Annotated in this window: 14 protein-coding genes; 2 read left to right on the top strand and 12 right to left on the bottom strand. The window is 44.4% G+C overall.

The window, feature by feature from the left end:
* The first annotated feature begins 532 nt into the window (after positions 1–532).
* On the top strand, positions 533–2,728 hold the full coding sequence (locus OCU56_RS03915; RefSeq protein WP_261874246.1) for an amidase family protein: 2,196 nt from the start codon (positions 533–535) through the stop codon (positions 2,726–2,728).
* 219 nt (positions 2,729–2,947) lie between these two features.
* On the opposite strand, the gene OCU56_RS03910 is transcribed toward OCU56_RS03915, so the two are convergent.
* From OCU56_RS03910 to OCU56_RS03855, 12 genes are all read right to left on the bottom strand, one after another.
* Entirely contained in the window at positions 2,948–3,226 is a 279-nt protein-coding gene (locus OCU56_RS03910; RefSeq protein WP_261874245.1) for a hypothetical protein, read from the bottom strand.
* A 217-nt stretch (positions 3,227–3,443) separates the two neighbouring features.
* On the bottom strand, positions 3,444–4,229 hold the full coding sequence (locus OCU56_RS03905) for a metal ABC transporter permease (RefSeq protein WP_261874244.1): 786 nt from the start codon (positions 4,227–4,229) through the stop codon (positions 3,444–3,446).
* Between the two features lie 3 nt (positions 4,230–4,232).
* On the bottom strand, positions 4,233–5,147 hold the full coding sequence (locus OCU56_RS03900; RefSeq protein ID WP_261874769.1) for a metal ABC transporter solute-binding protein, Zn/Mn family: 915 nt from the start codon (positions 5,145–5,147) through the stop codon (positions 4,233–4,235).
* The gene (locus OCU56_RS03895) at positions 5,137–6,273 is read right to left on the bottom strand and encodes a hypothetical protein (protein WP_261874243.1); all 1,137 of its coding nucleotides are present in this window, start codon (positions 6,271–6,273) and stop codon (positions 5,137–5,139) included. Before OCU56_RS03895 ends, OCU56_RS03900 begins: the two co-directional genes overlap by 11 nt.
* Before the next feature lie 442 nt (positions 6,274–6,715).
* On the bottom strand, positions 6,716–7,987 hold the full coding sequence (gene gabT, locus OCU56_RS03890) for a 4-aminobutyrate--2-oxoglutarate transaminase (RefSeq protein ID WP_261874242.1): 1,272 nt from the start codon (positions 7,985–7,987) through the stop codon (positions 6,716–6,718).
* A gap of 15 nt (positions 7,988–8,002) precedes the next feature.
* Entirely contained in the window at positions 8,003–9,430 is a 1,428-nt protein-coding gene (locus OCU56_RS03885) for an NAD-dependent succinate-semialdehyde dehydrogenase (RefSeq protein WP_261874241.1), read from the bottom strand.
* Between the two features lie 107 nt (positions 9,431–9,537).
* On the bottom strand, positions 9,538–10,620 hold the full coding sequence (gene aguA, locus OCU56_RS03880) for an agmatine deiminase (protein ID WP_261874240.1): 1,083 nt from the start codon (positions 10,618–10,620) through the stop codon (positions 9,538–9,540).
* A gap of 10 nt (positions 10,621–10,630) precedes the next feature.
* The gene (gene aguB, locus OCU56_RS03875; RefSeq protein WP_261874239.1) at positions 10,631–11,497 is read right to left on the bottom strand and encodes an N-carbamoylputrescine amidase; all 867 of its coding nucleotides are present in this window, start codon (positions 11,495–11,497) and stop codon (positions 10,631–10,633) included.
* Positions 11,498–11,518: 21 nt separating this feature from the next.
* A complete protein-coding gene (locus OCU56_RS03870) occupies positions 11,519–12,796 on the bottom strand; it encodes an NAD(P)/FAD-dependent oxidoreductase (protein WP_261874238.1) in 1,278 nt (425 codons plus the stop codon).
* A gap of 27 nt (positions 12,797–12,823) precedes the next feature.
* Positions 12,824–14,308 (bottom strand): aldehyde dehydrogenase, encoded by a 1,485-nt coding sequence (locus tag OCU56_RS03865; protein ID WP_261874237.1) that lies wholly within the window; start codon positions 14,306–14,308, stop codon positions 12,824–12,826.
* A 35-nt stretch (positions 14,309–14,343) separates the two neighbouring features.
* Positions 14,344–14,901 carry an HTH-type transcriptional regulator PuuR gene (gene puuR, locus OCU56_RS03860; protein WP_261874236.1) on the bottom strand — a complete coding sequence of 186 codons (558 nt, stop codon included), beginning with the start codon at positions 14,899–14,901 and terminating at the stop codon, positions 14,344–14,346.
* 16 nt (positions 14,902–14,917) lie between these two features.
* Positions 14,918–15,664, bottom strand: a complete 747-nt coding sequence (locus OCU56_RS03855) for a gamma-glutamyl-gamma-aminobutyrate hydrolase family protein (protein WP_261874235.1) — start codon at positions 15,662–15,664, stop codon at positions 14,918–14,920.
* A gap of 327 nt (positions 15,665–15,991) precedes the next feature.
* Here OCU56_RS03855 and OCU56_RS03850 point away from each other — a divergent pair, with 327 nt between their 5' ends.
* The gene (locus OCU56_RS03850; protein ID WP_261874234.1) at positions 15,992–17,335 is read left to right on the top strand and encodes a glutamine synthetase family protein; all 1,344 of its coding nucleotides are present in this window, start codon (positions 15,992–15,994) and stop codon (positions 17,333–17,335) included.
* The last annotated feature ends 4 nt before the right edge of the window (positions 17,336–17,339 follow it).

The raw sequence follows: 17,339 nt of genomic DNA, 5'->3' as shown, positions 1-17,339 counted from the left end.
TTATGAATATGACCAGAAATGCATATCCGCCCATTATAAATAACAGGATACAACAGTGTACCTAGAAGCTATCAGGTGTTAATCGTTGGGAAATTATCTGGTACAGAAAGCATTCGTTAATCTTGTATTTATGCATGATGCATACATATATCGGACAATAAGAAACTAATCCCTTATCAAAACCAGATCTATAACGCTTGGATTAATATGAAACATATCGCAACACTATTAAACTCAAGTCTACAAAATGAATGCCTTTATGCATCCACCATAGTCGTCATTTAAATTTACTATCGTAACGATTAAAACCACGTTAATAGTTCACCTTGAGTTCCTAGGTTATTTAAGAATAAACGGTAAATATTAACAAATAAGTTTTAAAACCAGTAATTCAATGCAATACATATCATATTGAAGCATTTTTTTTAATTGAATTACTATTTAAAATGGCGTTGCTGTCATGTTTTTAAAAAAACAATACATGATACGCTACCTGCAAGTATGTTATTGAATTTATCCACAAGGAATTTGCATGAAGTTTAATCTGTCTCTCCTCGCTATAGCTATTAGCGTGGTATTACCTGGTTGTGGTGGTGGTGATAATAATACCTCAACCACTCCATTACCCGATAAGTCTTCTACTGTAGCAACGGATTCAGGACTAGCAAAAACCGCTCCTAATACAACAGACTCTTTGCCCGCAATAAATGCTCCTGATACAACGAATTCTGGTCCAGTAAAAAATACCTCTAGCACCACCGATTCTGGTCCAGCAAAAAATACTCCTAGCACCACCGATTCTAGTTCAGCAAACAATACCCCTAGCACCACCGATTCTAGTTCAGCAAACAATGCTCCTAGCACAACCGATGCTAATCCAGCAAACAATACGCCTAGCACCACGGATTCTATACCCGCTAAAAAAGCGCCTGATGCGATTGCTTCATCTACCGCAACAATTCCGCATCAACCTTCTTATCCAGCCTCTCAACAGCCTAATCCATATCAATTTATTTCAGATGTAGAAGGTTGGACTGGTATCAAGGCCGATAAAGCCACTCCAGATCAGCATAAAAAAGATGGGTTTGAGGCGACTTCAGAGCCTGCTGATTATTATGGGAAGGTATTTCGTAATTTTAAGCAATTTGATCAAGCGTTAGCAGGATTTGATTATGATGCCTTTGCACCTTTGATTTTAGGGCGCTCTATCAAAGAATTACAACAGGCGATGCAAGAGGGTCAACTTACTTCCGTTGATCTTACCAAGTTTTATTTGGTACGCATTGGTAAGTATGACATCAACAAATTGAACTCTGTGCTAGAGCTTAACCCCGATGCCTTAACTTTGGCTCGCTACGCTGATCAAGTTCGCGCAGATGGCAAGGCGTCTTCGGATATGTTGGGGATCCCTGTTCTTATTAAAGATAATATCGAAACAAACGATAAAATGCATACCACTGGCGGAATGTCCGCATTACTGGATTGGAACCCTGCCCACGATGCGCATATCGTTAAACGCCTACGGGATGCCGGTGCCGTCATTTTAGGTAAAACCAACTTATCTGAAAATGCCAATTACTTTACTGAGCTAGATCCAAACGGATTTAGTAATGTGGGTGGCCAAACACGCAACCCCTATGGATTTTACAGTGTGCTGGGATCAAGTTCTGGCTCTGGTGCTGCCTCAGCGGCTGAGTTTGCGACAGTGACCGTTGGTACTGAAACTCAAGGCTCCATTAATGCACCGTCTGAAATGGGCTCAATTGTTGGGTTTAAACCTAGTATTGGTCTTGTATCACGCTCGCACATCATCCCTTTAGCCGCTTCGCAAGATAGTGCTGGCCCAATGGCTAGAACCGTTGAAGATGCCGCTGTAGAGCTTAATGTACTGGCCGACCCCGATTCAGACGATCCACTCTATTCCGAGGTGAAAGATAAGACTCCTGTAAATTATGTAGAGTACTTAAAACCATCTGTTTATCAGGGTATTAAAGTAGGTCTGTTCGCTAAAGGGAAGTCATCGGCAGCATGGCTTACGGATATAAGAGCAACCTTAGATAATGCAGGCGTCAGCTATGAAGTAGTGTATGCAGCCCCAAATAATACAAATGCACCAAAGCTTAATTTAGAATGTGAGTTTAATTTCGAGTTTGCAGATATGGCGAAGGCAGAAAATATGCCCGTCAAATCTGTTGCGGAATTGATGGCGTTTAATAACAAGTATCCACAAAGAAGAGCGGTATGGGGTCAAACGGATATTGTTAATTCAGCTCATTCAACCCAATCACGTACTCATTGTTTAGGCGATGCTGAATCTAAGCGTAAAGGGTGGGAACAAACGGTAGATAGTTACTTTAGCCATCATGATTTTCAGGTATTGGTCTCTCAACAGAGTTTGGCAAACGTGTATGCATTAGCGGGGGCGCCTTCCGCTTCAGTTCCTTTTGGTTATGAAACTAAAGATGGTTCAATCATGAGCATGTGGCATTTTTATAAACAGAGCGTACCAGGTACTCCTGTATCCACTCATGTGATGGGACGTCGTTTTGATGACGGTAACGTGTTGGCCATCGCTCAGGCTATTGAAACGGGCCGCGAGTCTATTGCGAGGCGCCAGCATAAAAAACCAGACTTAGAAGCAACCATAAAAATGAATCAAGATGCGGGGATATTTGCTGTTCATAAATCACAGCGCGCAGCATCTTCAACCTATATCGCAAATAATTAATAAATGAGGTGTGGCACTTCTATTTGAAGTCATAGGCATCAATTGCAGTTAAGAGTGATGAGTACCATTAAGCGTTTGAAGCAAATTTGCTTGCTTATGTTACGATCTCTCTTACTGCTATTTTTATACACTCTTGGTCAAACTTATGTATTAATGACTAGGTCACAAGACTGAGATTGAACTGGTCATATTAAACCTAAAAAACCAGATATATATTTATTAACCGATATTTCTACGACTGACTTCTTTCTTATAGCTAGATTCACGATAAAGCCATAGCGCACCATTGGCAATGAGCATCATAACGGCAAATAATCCATAGTTTTCAAGTTGACTCTTAAAAAATGGAAGCGCGCCCATCTGACTAAAAGCGGAATACTGGAAAGCAATGTTAAAGACTACATAAAATATAACCGCTGCTAAAGTACTCTTATAAAGCCAAGGAAAGAAACCTTGTTCGCGTTTTTTTTGCCAAACTTGAAAAACTTTATCGTTCATATTTCTACCTATTTTTATTATCCATTACTGCACATTTAATTATTTCGCTTAAAGCGCATAATAAAAACTCACAGAAGCCGTACGGGCTATCTGCCATTTCAAGTTATACGTTTTCAGCAACAAGCATTGATAATGTTACCACTTCTACTAATGCTAAACAGTGTTTTAACAGTAAATAAATACGGGAAGTAATGATGAATGTGAGGTCTTGCATTCGCTAATCTAACGTTGGCCAAAGCTTGTTCAATAAAGGCACAAACAGCACACTAAACAGGACACCATTGATAAATAGTCCGATCACAATACTCGCACCACTGGGTAAATCGTAGTGAGCCGATGCAACAAGCCCTGATAATATACCAACAATGCCAATGCTAATACTGGCGATGAAGAATCGAGATCCTTGCAACTTTGCCGCACACAGCGCAGGGATAACTAACAAGGCAAACTCTAGGTAAACCCCGGTTAACTTCAGCGTTATTGGCATTAAAATCGCAAAAATAAGATAAAAGCCACTCCCCTGCATAAATGTCGGTCGAGCCCAAACCAGCAATAGCATGGCGGCCGTAATAAAGGCTAAGGGCCATACGTCATTCCATGTAGACCAGAGCAACTGGCCATTGAGAATCGCCTGAATAAAATCTGCACCATGAGGGTCTTTGCTCACCAGTATTATCGCGAGGGAAGCGGAAACCACAAACAGACTACCGATCATGGGTTCTAAGTGTTGCTGATAGCGCTTTTCCATCAAAGCAATCAAAGCGCATAGAAGTAATGATAATGCCCATGGCCCCAACATTTCTCCCCAAAAAGAACCCGAAAATAATGGATATTGATTCAGCCAATAGTGACTTAACACCGCGCCCAATGCCGCAACTTGTGCCACCGCTAAATCAATAAAAATTATGTTACGCTTTAGCACTTGTTGCCCTAGTACAATATTGCCAACAAGCGCTATTAAACCACACGCTATTGCCGGTAATAACCACGCATAATCGGCCATAAGCTAGTCTTTCTCCGCAGACGAGATTAACGTGCTGAGTAAGTCATCAATCACTTTATCGTACAATTGATCAAGCCCTTCACCATCGCTCACTGTCAATGGTAATTCAACGACATGTTTGCCAGTACGTTGCTGTAACCAGTTTGCGGGACGTCGATCTTGGTGAGACGAATAGACAATAACATCAAATGCATCCTCATCCAGTTTGCTCAACGATTGCAGGTGTGACGTTGTGGGTGATATACCCGGTTTAGGTTCTAAATCAGCAACTTGCTCCATCCCTAACCACTCATACAGGTAGCGGTATGTTGCGTGATACCCCACCACTTGCGTCCCTTTTAATGGTGCTGCTTTTTCTTGCCATTCATTGAGTTTATTACGCCAATGTGCTCGAAACTTCATGCCGTGCAATTGATAAGTTTGCCCATTACTTGGGTCTAGCATTTGTAAGCGTTTACTGACCACAAACGAAAGGGGGATCATATCATTAGCGGCAAATTGAACATGAGGGTTGCCATGCTCGTGGATATCACCATGGCTACGGTCAACATGATCATGGGTGTCTAACATACGCACATAATCAGAGGCATAAATCATACTCAGAGCACCATTTTGTATGGCGGCATTGCTGCTTCGAGCTTGTAACATAGGGAGCCAGCCTATCTCCAAATCGGCTCCTGAACACATTGCTATATCTGCCTGGCGCATCTTGGCAATCAAAGAAGGACGAGCCTGCACATAATGTGGGTCTTGTTTGGCTGTCGTTGCGGAATAGATCGAGGCATCAGGCGCATGCGCACTCAAAAAGGCCTTCCACTCCGGCTCGCAAACAAAAATATCTAAAGCCATAACCGAAGGAGAGATGGCAACGGCTCCCACCGCTACCATCCACTTTGTCAAAGTCACCTTAGAATGCATGAGCACCGTGTGCTCCAAATGTCATCACATATTGTAAAGTGAACACATTGTCTGTTTCGCTATCTTGGTTATCTATGCGAGTGTATTGAGCTCGAACCGTACCAAAATGAGAAGAGTCCCACGCTATCATTGCATCGAGTTCTTTATCATTTAACGCAGTAAAGTGCATGTGATCACCGTGTGCATGACCATCATAACTTTCGGCTTCACCGTAACGCAGACCCGCAGACCAACTTGGTGTCCAACGATAAACACCAGATACATAATAAGCACTTAACGTATCAGGAGACTCTGCATCATCTTTGTATTTGCTATCCACAGCACCATCTAACAACATGTACTCTGCCGACAGCGTTAAATTGCTGTATTTGTAATTGCCATTTGGAGCCCACTTCCATACAAAGTCAGCACCGTATAAATTTGCACCCGTTACCGTAGCGGCATGGCTATGCTCATGGTCGTGATCATGGTCGTGCTCACCAAAATCGTTCACTTTGCCATTTTCGTTGCGTAAGTAACTTAGACCAAACTGCCAGCTCGAAGATTCAGAAAAGTCATGACCCATTTTTAAGGTGGCGGTGTAAACACCCACTTCTGTACCATCATCCACCGCTGACATCGAGCTGCCACTTAAAGCTTCAACACCTAGGTTCACGTAAAGATCCGTTGGTAAAACAAGATTGGCACGCACACCATCATCGTAATAATGTGAGCCAAGGAAAGTGCGATACGCAATAGGTCTTTCTACAAAACTATCGGTGTGCATATGTTGGTTGTTTAGGTAACCAAAATCAGACAAGAATCGACCAGCACGTATGTTCAAGCCGTAAGGCAATGCTAAGGTTTCTACAAACGCTTCCTCTAGCATTAGCTCAGTTTCTTCACCATGACTTTCAAGGACGGCGGTCAAAGAGCCGTGAAACTTATCATCTATGTTAGAAGAGATGTTCAGCTCGGTATGACCAAGGCCAAAACCCTCTTCACGCTCTGAGTTATGGCGTTGTCCATCTTGATAGTAACCGTCTAGTACTACCCCAATTTGAGGGTTTGAAAGTACATCAGCAGAAACTGGGAAAATAAAGGCGCTGCTTACCGCTAATGACAGTAACTTCTTATTTAAAAACACTAATTCTTCCTTATTATTTATGTTGTGACTGCAAAACGAGCGAGATGTTATATCATAACATTTCATATTGGAAGATAATTTATATGCATTTTGCTTTATATTTTTCTTGTCAAATTTAATCATAAAAACTTCATACTTGAACCCCTTAACAAGGATTACAATTGAGGATCACGAATACATTTAACTGTCGTTTATGATGCGCTTAGAAGTGTTTTACAAAATGAGTTAAAGCATTAAGCTGCATGGCAGGCATAGCGAGTACAATGGTAAAAGGTCGGGGATAGGAGGCGAAAACAGGCATGTACTGCCTGCCTTTGTGGGCGTTTACGCCACTTGCTTATATAGCGCTTCCTTTTGTAGCAATGAAAAACCGTCTTCTCATTGCTATAGGAATATGCCCTTATCTAGGTTTAGATATCAATGAGTGATATAAGCACGACATCTAAACAAGATCATGAATGATCTGCTCTAGCTTATCTAAACCTTCGTTTAGCACTTCATACTCTATGGTTAATGGCGGTAATAAGCGGATGACATTGGCCTTTACGCCACACGAAAGCAAAATCAAACCATTGTGTTGCGCCTTTGATATGATGGCTTTGGTGAGATCTTGTAACGGTTCGCCCGTGTTTGGATCGGTAAACTCAATGGCCATCATTGCGCCAATAATGCGTACTTCACCCATTGCAGGGACCAGAGCTTGAAGCTTGCTTAGGCGAGTATTAACCAGCTCACCAATCCCTATGGCTTTGTCGCATAATTGTTCTTCTTCGATGATTTTCAGCACTTCAAGTCCTGCGACACAACCAAGGGGAGATCCGGCATACGTGCCCCCTAAACCACCGGGTAACGCCGAATCCATAACCTCAGATTTCCCAACCACGGCAGAGATAGGGAAGCCACCAGCAATCCCTTTTGCCATGGTCATCATGTCAGGTTCTATACCTAGATATTCCGTTGCAAACATTTTACCGGTACGCGCAAAGCCTGTTTGAATTTCATCGGCGATGAGCATAATACCGTGCTTGTCGCACAGATCTCGTAGCCCTTGTGCAAAATCGGCTGGAGCTTGGTAAAAACCGCCCTCCCCCTGCACCGGTTCAAAAATAATCGCCGCCACTCGTGAAGGTTCAATATCACAAATAAACAAATCTTCTAGGGCTTGCAGGCTTTGTGCTGTGCTTACCCCATGAAAAGGGTTTGGGTAAGGCGCGTGAAAAATGTCATTGGGAAATGGGCCAAAACCTACTTTATATGGCGCAATTTTACCCGTTAACCCCATGGTCATATTAGTACGCCCATGAAAGCCCCCTTTAAAGGCAATAACACCGCTACGGCCAGTATGAGCTCGGGCAACTTTTACTGCATTTTCTACCGCCTCTGCACCTGTTGTGAGAAATATGGCTTTTTTATCACTGTCACCTGGAGCAAACTCGGTCAGCTTTTCGGCCAACTCAACAAAAGAGGCGTAAGGGGTGATCATGGCGCAGGTATGGGAAAAATGATCAATCTGCGATTTTACCGCGGCACTGATGCGTTTATTAGAGTGCCCGGTATTGGTCACCGCGATACCCGCAGCAAAGTCAATATATTGGTTACCTTCCACATCCCATATATGGGCGTTATCTGCTTTTTCTACATACAGTGGATACAAGGCGCCCATACCTTGTGCGATAACTTGGCTTCGTCTTTGGTGTAGTTGTTGGTTTGTCATTATCATGTCCTTTGATTAATTGCCGCCAAAGCAGAGGTATTTAATGTTCATGTATTCATCGATACCCTGCTTTGCCCCTTCGCGTCCGATGCCCGATTGTTTAACGCCCCCAAACGGAGCCACTTCATTGGAGATCATGCCTTCGTTAATGCCGACCATGCCATATTCAAGCGCTTCGGCAATCTTCCACACGCGGTGAATATTCTGGCTGTAGAAGTAAGACGCCAAGCCATAAATGGTGTCGTTGGCCATTTCAATCAGTTGTTGGTCATCAGAAAATTTGATGACTGGGGCAACTGGGCCAAATATCTCGTTAGCAATAATATCCATATCGTGCGTAACATTTTTCAGCACCACTGGCTGCATAAATAAGCCATCGAGAGTACGAAGCTCAGACATAGGCTGTGCCCCTTGTGCAATCGCGCCATCAATGAGTGACTGAATGTTCTGCTTTGCCGCTGCGCTAATAACAGGGCCAATACTGACTCCTTCATCCAGACCATTGCCCACTTTTAGTTGCTGTACGGCGGCGGAAAATTTGCTGACAAATTCGTCATATACTTTGCTGTGCACATAAAAGCGATTTGCACACACACAAGTTTGCCCCGCATTACGGAATTTAGAAGCCATCGCCCCTACGACTGCAGCATCGATATCAGCATCATCAAAGACGATAAACGGAGCATTACCGCCGAGCTCCATAGAAGTGCGCTTAATGTCGTTGGCACTTTGCTGCATGAGGACTCGTCCAACTTGCGTTGAGCCGGTAAAAGAGAGTTTTCGAATCAATGGGTGAGAGGTGAAGATACGGCCAACTTGCCGCGCATCACTACCTAACACCACTTGTAATACATCCCGTGGAATGCCCGCTTGATAAGCCAGCTCCGCGACGGCAAAAGCCGATAAAGGGGTTGATTCTGATGGTTTCACTATAAAGCTACATCCTGCTGCTAAGGCTGGCCCCGCTTTACGCGTGATCATGGCTATCGGGAAGTTCCAAGGGGTGATAGCGCAGGCAACGCCTACAGGTTGTTTTATGGTGAGCAGGCGTTTATCACCACTGGGGGTGGGAATCGTTTCTCCATAAGTGCGCTTCGCCTCCTCCGCAAACCATTGGATAAAACTTGCGCCATAAAGCACTTCACCTTGAGCTTCGGCCAAAGGCTTACCTTGCTCTAAGGTCATCAATCGCCCAAGATCTTCTTTATTATCCAATATCAATTGGTACCAGCTAAGAAGCACTGCCGAGCGACTTTTGCTCGGCAATGCCGCCCACTCTTTTTGTGCGACGCTGGCACGCTCAATACTGCCTAGAATATCCTGCTCAACCGAAACGGGTGCAAAACCCAATACGTCACCCGTTGCGGGGTTATTGACCGCAATGCCTTGCTGTTCATTTGGCACCATAAACGACAGCAATGATTGATTTGTAATATGTTGCATGGTGATTCCTTTTAGCCACTTTATAATATTGCCTTGCTCTCTAACGGCATAGTTAACAGGCAATTAAAAACCAATAACTCATTGTCTTAAATATAGAAATGAGTTAATTACGCTGGGATTTGCTGAGTAATACAATGGATATTCCCCCCACCGAGTAACACCTCTCGTGTTGCTATTCCTACCACTTGATAATCTGGCAATGCTTGCTGCAATACCTTTATTGCCTGAGCATCCGTTGCCTCATCAAGCAATGGCAAAAATAGATGATTATTGACCATAAGAAAATTGGCATAGGAAGCACTCAGCCTTGCTCCCGCTTCACGAGTCATTGCCACACTTTGTTCAATACCGTTTGCTTCGGACTCGCTGTAATATAAAGGGCCCGGCAACGGCAGACGGATAACTTTAATCTCTCGCCCCTGTGCATCCACTTGTGTGGAGAGCACCTTTTCCGCCTGTCGAGAAAGCGCGTACTGAGGATCATCTCTATCATCAGTCCAGCTCAACACCACCTTTGCAGGCGCAATCACATGCATTAAGTTATCCACGTGCCCATCCGTTTCATCAGCAAATAAGCCTTTAGGAAGCCAAATAATTTTTTCGATATTTAAATAGTGTTTAAGGGTTGCTTCTATCTGCTGTTGATTTAGCTGAGGGTTTCGTCCAGGACTTAGCAAGCACTCTTTTGTTGTATAGAGAGTGCCTTCACCATCGGTATGAATCGATCCCCCTTCTAAAACCAACGGCGCGTTATAGTGATCAATACCCACAACATCACACACTGACTTTGCAACTAAATCATCCTGCTGCCAATTATCATAGAGGCCATTATATTCACCGCCCCACGCATTAAACTGCCAATTGATACCACGACGCTCACCCGCTTCATTGACTAAGACGGTAGGGCCAATATCTCGCATCCACGCGTCGTTATATGGGATATCAACTAAATGTATTTGCGGTTGAAGCAATCGCCGCGCATGATCGCGCTGCTTGGCACTCACCGCGACACACACCTTAGTCACTTTGCAAATTGCATTGGCAACGTGAGCGAACGTTTGCTGAGCTGGCAGTGCATTGTCACGCCAATTATCTTGTCTTTCTGGCCAAGCCAGCCACACTTCGGCCACTGGCTGAAACTCCGCTGGAAAATAGAAGCCATCTTGCAAGGGGGTTGTGGATAACAGCATCGTCTTTCCTTTAAACGGCTAATTTGCCAACATGGCTATACAGTTCGGGACGACGGTCGCGAAATAGCCCCCATGCGTGACGCGCTTGTGCGGTTTTGCTTAGATCGACTTCTGCATAGATAATGGCTTCCCCTTCGCGGGGCGCTTCTGCCAACTTGCCTCCAGTATGATCGGTAATGAACGAAGAACCATAGAAGGTCATTTCGATGCCATCATCGCACTCAGTGCCAACACGGTTTGCGGCAATCACAGGGACCAAGTTTGCTGCGGAGTGTCCTTGCATTGTACGTTGCCAATGATCACGAGAATCAAGCGTCGGATCGTGTGGCTCGCTGCCAATGGCCGTTGGATAGAAAATCGCTTCGGCTCCTTGTAGCACTAAGCTACGAGCGAGCTCAGGAAACCATTGATCCCAACAGATGCCCGCACCAAACTTACCAAACTTGGTGTCCCACACTTTAAAACCGGTGTCCCCTGGGCTGAAATAATACTTCTCGTTGTAGCCAGGCCCATCTGGAATATGTGACTTTCGATAGTTATCTAACACAGAGCCATCCGCATCGATCATCACTAATGAGTTAAAAAAAGTGTTGCCTGCTTTTTCAAAATAACTGACCGGAATAACGACACCTAACTCTTTTGCTAGGGCGCTCATTTCCTTGATCAAGACGCAATGGTCTGTTTGCTGCGCCAAGGAAAAATACTTAGCTTGCTGCTTCTTACAAAAATAAGGGGCCGCAAACAATTCTTGTGGAAGAATCACATTGGCTCCATTACTAGCCGCCTCACCAATGGCTTGCTTAGCTTTATTTAAGTTATCTTGCAGATCCCAGCTTTTTGTTAGCTGTAAGGCTGCAAATTTTACGACTCTACTCATTAGACGCTCCTTATCTATTGCTTAGATAGCCAATTTGTCTCTTAGGTTATAATAAGCCGCGCCAACTGCCGTAAATGGGATTTGAAAGTGGCGCCCACCAGGAAAGGCGTAATGCTTAAGTTGAGCAAACGCATCAAAACGCTCGGCGTGACCGGTTAAGGCTTCAGCCAAAAGTTTGCCGGCTAAGTGAGTACAGGTAACCCCATGACCACTGTAGCCCTGTAAATAATAAATATTGTCGTCAAAAGAGCCGAACTGAGGCATACGTGAATAAGTCAGTAAGAAATTACCTGTCCAGCTATAATCGATTTTGATGCCTTTAAGCTGCGGGAATACCCCTTCTAGTTTCGGTCTGATCAAGTTTTGTACATCTTTTGGATCCCGTCCCCCATACACAACGCCACCGCCGAACAACAAACGTTTATCTGCGCTTAAACGGAAGTAATCTAATAAATAATTACAATCTTCAACACAGTAGTCGCTGGGGAGTACCTGCTGTAGCTGCTCATCACTCAATGGCGCAGTTGCCACCACTTGCGTGCCGCACGGGATCGCTTTGTTACTGATATTAGGCGCAAGCCCCCCTAAATAAGCATTACCTGCTAACACTAAATATTTGCTTTTTACGCTACCTCTGGCCGTTCTTGCGACCGGGTTCGTCCCCTTTTCAATAGCGGTGACCGCTGATTGCTCGAAGATTTGACCGCCAAGAGAAACCAATGCAGCCGCCTCCCCCAAAGCTAATTTCAATGGGTGAATATGACCGCCACGCATGTCCAGCAAACCACCGCTATAAACTTGAGTGCCTACCGCCGCTTGCACTTGCTCAGCATCTAGCATGGTCAATTGATCGTTACCATAACGTTGCCAATTTTTCTTATGTTCCTCTAGGCCCTGCAATTGCTTTTTATTAAGCGCGGTAAATAACCCCCCTTTTTTATGGTCACACTGGATATCGTACTTATCAATAAGACCACGAATCACATCACCACCTTCGAAAATCATATTGCACAAGGCCTGCGCTTGGGATTTATCGTAGCGACTTTCGATGACATCCACATCTCGGCTGTAGCTATTCACTATTTGACCACCATTGCGACCCGTGGCTCCAAAACCGACCTTGGCACTTTCCAGCACCACGACTTTGAAACCCTTTTCAGCAAGGTGCAGAGCAGAAGATAAACCGGAAAACCCGGCCCCTACAACGCACACATCACACTCGATATTATCTTGCAATTGCGCAAACTCTGGCATGTCGGGAATGGAGTGTGCGTAAAACGAATCCGTATGCTTATTCATCGATATATTCCTTTATGATCTGCAGACTTATGGGTGTAAACGAATCCATGTTGTCTTGGTTTCCGTGAACTTTTCTATGGCATGCAATGATTTATCTCGACCATTGCCACTCATTTTAAATCCACCAAATGGTACGGTCATGTCACCCTCGTTGTAGTTGTTGACCCAAACCGATCCCGCTTGCAGTTGTTTAGCTACGCGGTGAACTCGATGAATATTGTCACTCCACAACCCCGCACCTAACCCATATTTAGAGTCATTGGCGATAGCCACTGCTTCGGCTTCATCTTTAAATGCAATCACACATAACACGGGGCCAAAAATCTCTTCTTGAGCGATACGCATTTTGTTATTTACGTTGTCAAGAATGGTCGGTAGTACAAAGGCTCCTCGCCCCTCAACATCACCACCGCAACGCAGTACAGCCCCTTCATCTTGGCCAAGTTTTATGTATTCCAGTACTTTTTCTTTGTGCTGTTGATCGATGAGTGCCCCCATAGCAGAAGACGTGTCCATGGGATCTTTAGGCATGAAAGATTGCGCCGCTGAAATCACCTTATCCACAAAACGGTCTTTAATGCTTTCGTGAACCAATAGACGAGTGGCGGCGACACACACTTCACCTTGGTTGTAAAAGCAACCCGCTGCGGTTTCAGCTGCAGCACGGTCGAGATAGCCACAATCTTCAAAAATAATGTTGGCGTTTTTGCCACCGGCTTCAGCAAACACACGCTTGAGGTTACTTTCACCAGAACGCACCATCAGTTGACCTGCTATACGCGTCGAGCCAGTAAACGCGATACAGTCAACATCTTGGTGTTTGGCCAACGCATCACCCGCTTCATGACCAAAGCCGGTAACTACCTGTAAGACACCACAAGGTAAGCCTGCTTGACGGGCCAGTTGCCCAATATAAATAGCAGTAAGCGAGGATTTTTCAGAAGGTTTAAGAATAACGCTGTTACCCGCAGCTAACGCAGGGCCGAGCTTCCAGCAAGCTAGCCATAACGGGAAGTTCCATGGCACAACCGCAGCCACCACTCCAATAGCTTGATGAGAAACAAAGGCGTGCACCTCTTTTTCTGTTGGAGCCACTTCGCCATACACCTTATCAATGGCTTCTGCATACCAACGCAAGGCACTGGCCGCGCCTGGAATATCCGTTGAGACGCTATGTGTGATGGGCTTTCCTGTATCCAGTGTTTCTAGCAAAGCCAATGGTTCACGATGTTGGTCGATCAGTGCGGCAAATTGGTTAAGCACTTTTTTACGATGTGATGGAGCGCTGTTACTCCACTCTCCCCTTTGAAAAGCGTGACGAGCACATGTTACCGCCAAATCAACGTCTTCCTCTTGGCAACGAGCTATTTGAGTGAGTACTTCATCAGTGGCAGGGTTAACAACCTCTAATGTTTTGCCACTAATAGCGGCAGTATATTCACCATTAATAAAGGCACGATTTTCGATAGTTAGACTGTTTTTAAGTTCAATCCATTGTGCTTGGGTTTTCATTCGCTCTCCTTGTTATCACAACAAGGCAAGGCCCACTAGAATGTGGTTGGCGTATGCGCGCTTATCATTCGACAAGCCTTGTCTGTGTGATTGGTAAACTTATGCGGTTGAGTCGTATCTATAATGTACGATTCACCTTGTTTAAGAGTGAAAGACTGCTCTTTATATTCCAGAGTAATTTCGCCCTGTAAAATCGTGCCTATCTCTTCACCTTCGTGTTTAATTTCTGCCACACCTGTGGTGCTATATGGGGCATACTCTTCGATTAAAAATCCAATAACTTGCTCTTTGCTGCCGTTAGTCACCAATTTCATCGAAACGGATTCATTGCCCATTTCCACGAGATCTTTAGGGGAAACAACCACCTTAACTTCATCCGTTTTTGGCTGTTCAAGGGTGAAGAATTCCGAAAGTGACAATGAAAAAACATTTACTATTTTTTGCAACGAACTCACCGAAGGGCTTACTTTTGCGTTCTCAATTGAAGAGATAGCGCTATGTGTAATGCCCGCCCTTTCAGCTAACTCTCGCTGTGACCAGCCATGTTCTTTTCTTAATTGAACTATATTTTTACCAATCTCTTGGTTGTCCATGTAGGTGACTCCTAACTTATACAGAGGCCGCCATGATAAATTCTTTAAACAAAATTTGAGAGAACGGATTGGTTTTTGCTTCCCATTCTGGGTGCCACTGCACGCCAACAAAGAATTTATGCCCAGACAGACTAAAGGCTTCGACTAAACCATCAGCAGCGATAGCTTCGACGTTTAACTGAGGTGCAAGTTTTTCAACCCCTTGGTTATGAAGAGTATTCACCACAAATTCCGTGGTCGTTTGCCAGTGGTTCTCAACTAACCACCGCTCAAACAAACCCTGTTTTTCAACCAATACCGCATGTGATGGTGCGTACTTTTGCGCAAAGTCTTCCACCTTGCTCTCTCGATGATCATTAAAGCCTGAATCATGAACCGCAGGGTTAAGTGATCCCCCTAACGCGACATTCATTTCTTGAAAACCACGGCAAATACCTAAACACGGAATGCCTTTATCTATCCCTTGACGAATTAAGGTAAATGCAAGCTCATCTCGCGCCTCATCTTTATGTGGCTCTGCATGCGACGCGAAATAACGATGAGGCGCGACATTTGAATGACTGCCTGGAAATAAAAAGCCATCACACAGACCTACAAGATGCTCACTGTCTTCCTTGGTCATATCTGGGGCTAACATAATCGGTAAACCACCAAAATCTTTTACCGCCGTTAGATAAAAGCTATTCACAGCTTGTATTTGATAGCCTCGCAACTCTTTAGCACAGCTAACAATTCCAATAATAGGTTTGCTTGTTCTCGGCATATCACTTTCGCGTTCGATTTATTTAACAATAACATTACAAATCATGTGCAATATTATCAACAAACACGCTCGATATTATGACCAAAGCGTGATCTAAATCCACTTTCTGCACAAAAAATCCGCTGATTATGGTCATTATATTGAGCAAAATACCCGCAACTGTTACAAAATAGTTAACAGAAAATCATCACCATATGAATAAAAATGGATATTTTATATCTAAGCATATGAATTATAAGAGATTGCATCTCATCACTCATTTCCACTCTATTTTTATGATTATTTTGCTGATTTGAACTGCACTTTAACGGGTTGTTGGAGAACACCATGGAATCGTATTTACAGGAAGTTAAAAATTTTCGACAAAAGTGGCCTAACATAGAGTTTGTTGACCTGATTTTCACTGACATTAATGCCACTCCCAGAGGCAAACGTATTCCAGTGAGTGCCCTAGAAAAACTGCATAAAGGCATTGCCCTGCCACTGTCTACCATCACCTTAGATAGTAAAGGCAATGTGGTGGAAACGGCGGGACTGGGGGAGGAATTAGGGGAACCAGACAACATGTGCTTCCCAATAGCTAATACCTTAATGCCCACAGCTAACGAATCTGTAGGGCAAGTATTATTAAATATGATGGATGAATCGGCCGTAATACCTAGCCCTCTCTTTATTCGTAATTTGCTAGCCAATCTGCAACAGCAACTGCATGCTAAAGACCAATTTCCGTGCGTTGCTTTAGAGTTAGAGTTTTATTTGATAGACAAAACCAGGGGGGAGTTAGGGGAGTTACAAACCGCTTTTAATCCAATAAAAAAATCCCGTGAGAAAAATACGCAAGTGTACGACTTAGATGGGTTGGATGATTACGCAGATTTCTTGGCCGATCTCAATACAGTGGCGCAGCAACAGGGATTAAACACCGCTGGCGCACTGTCTGAATCAGCACCGGGTCAGTTCGAAATTAACTTCAACCACAGCAAAGACGTCCTGCGTGTATGCGATGAAATCATTATTGCCAAGCGCCTCATTCGCCAAGTAGCCCACCAGCATGGCTTTGATGCCACTTTTATGGCGAAACCATTTGCCGAACAAGCGGGGAACGGCATGCACATTCACTTGAGCTTGCTAGACCACGCCGATCATAATCACTTTAGTCAAGCCGATGGCCAAGCCAGCGATATTTTTTATCAAACCATGGCCTCCATGCTCGCCCAAACACCCCATGTCATGGCCTTGATTTGCCCTAATGTAAACTCTTACCGCCGATTTGTTGCTGGTGCGTATGCACCCACTAAGGCGAACTGGGGCGAAAATCATCGTGGTGTCGCACTGCGCGTTCCCCTCAGCGACAGTAATAACCGCCGCATTGAACATCGTATTGCTGGGGCTGACGTTAACCCCTACATTCTTGCAGCTGTAGTACTGTCTGCCGTATTAGACAGTGATAACTATTGCAAAGCGCAATGCCCCACGGCCATTAGTACAGATGCCGTAGACCTCCCACTTCGAATGTGTGAAGCCCTTGATAAGCTAGAGCGAGCGGAGCTAACCCCGTACATCAGCAAGGAGTTTATTCATCTCTATTTAGCTTGCAAACGAAGTGAACTGGCTGAATTTGAACGCGCTATCACCCCATTAGAAATTGACTGGATGTTGCACTCAGCATAAAAAA

The organism is Vibrio rarus (assembly GCF_024347075.1).
Classification (GTDB): domain Bacteria; phylum Pseudomonadota; class Gammaproteobacteria; order Enterobacterales; family Vibrionaceae; genus Vibrio; species Vibrio rarus.
Note: the sequence above shows the minus strand (reverse complement) of the source record. Positions and strands in the feature narration are given on the sequence as shown.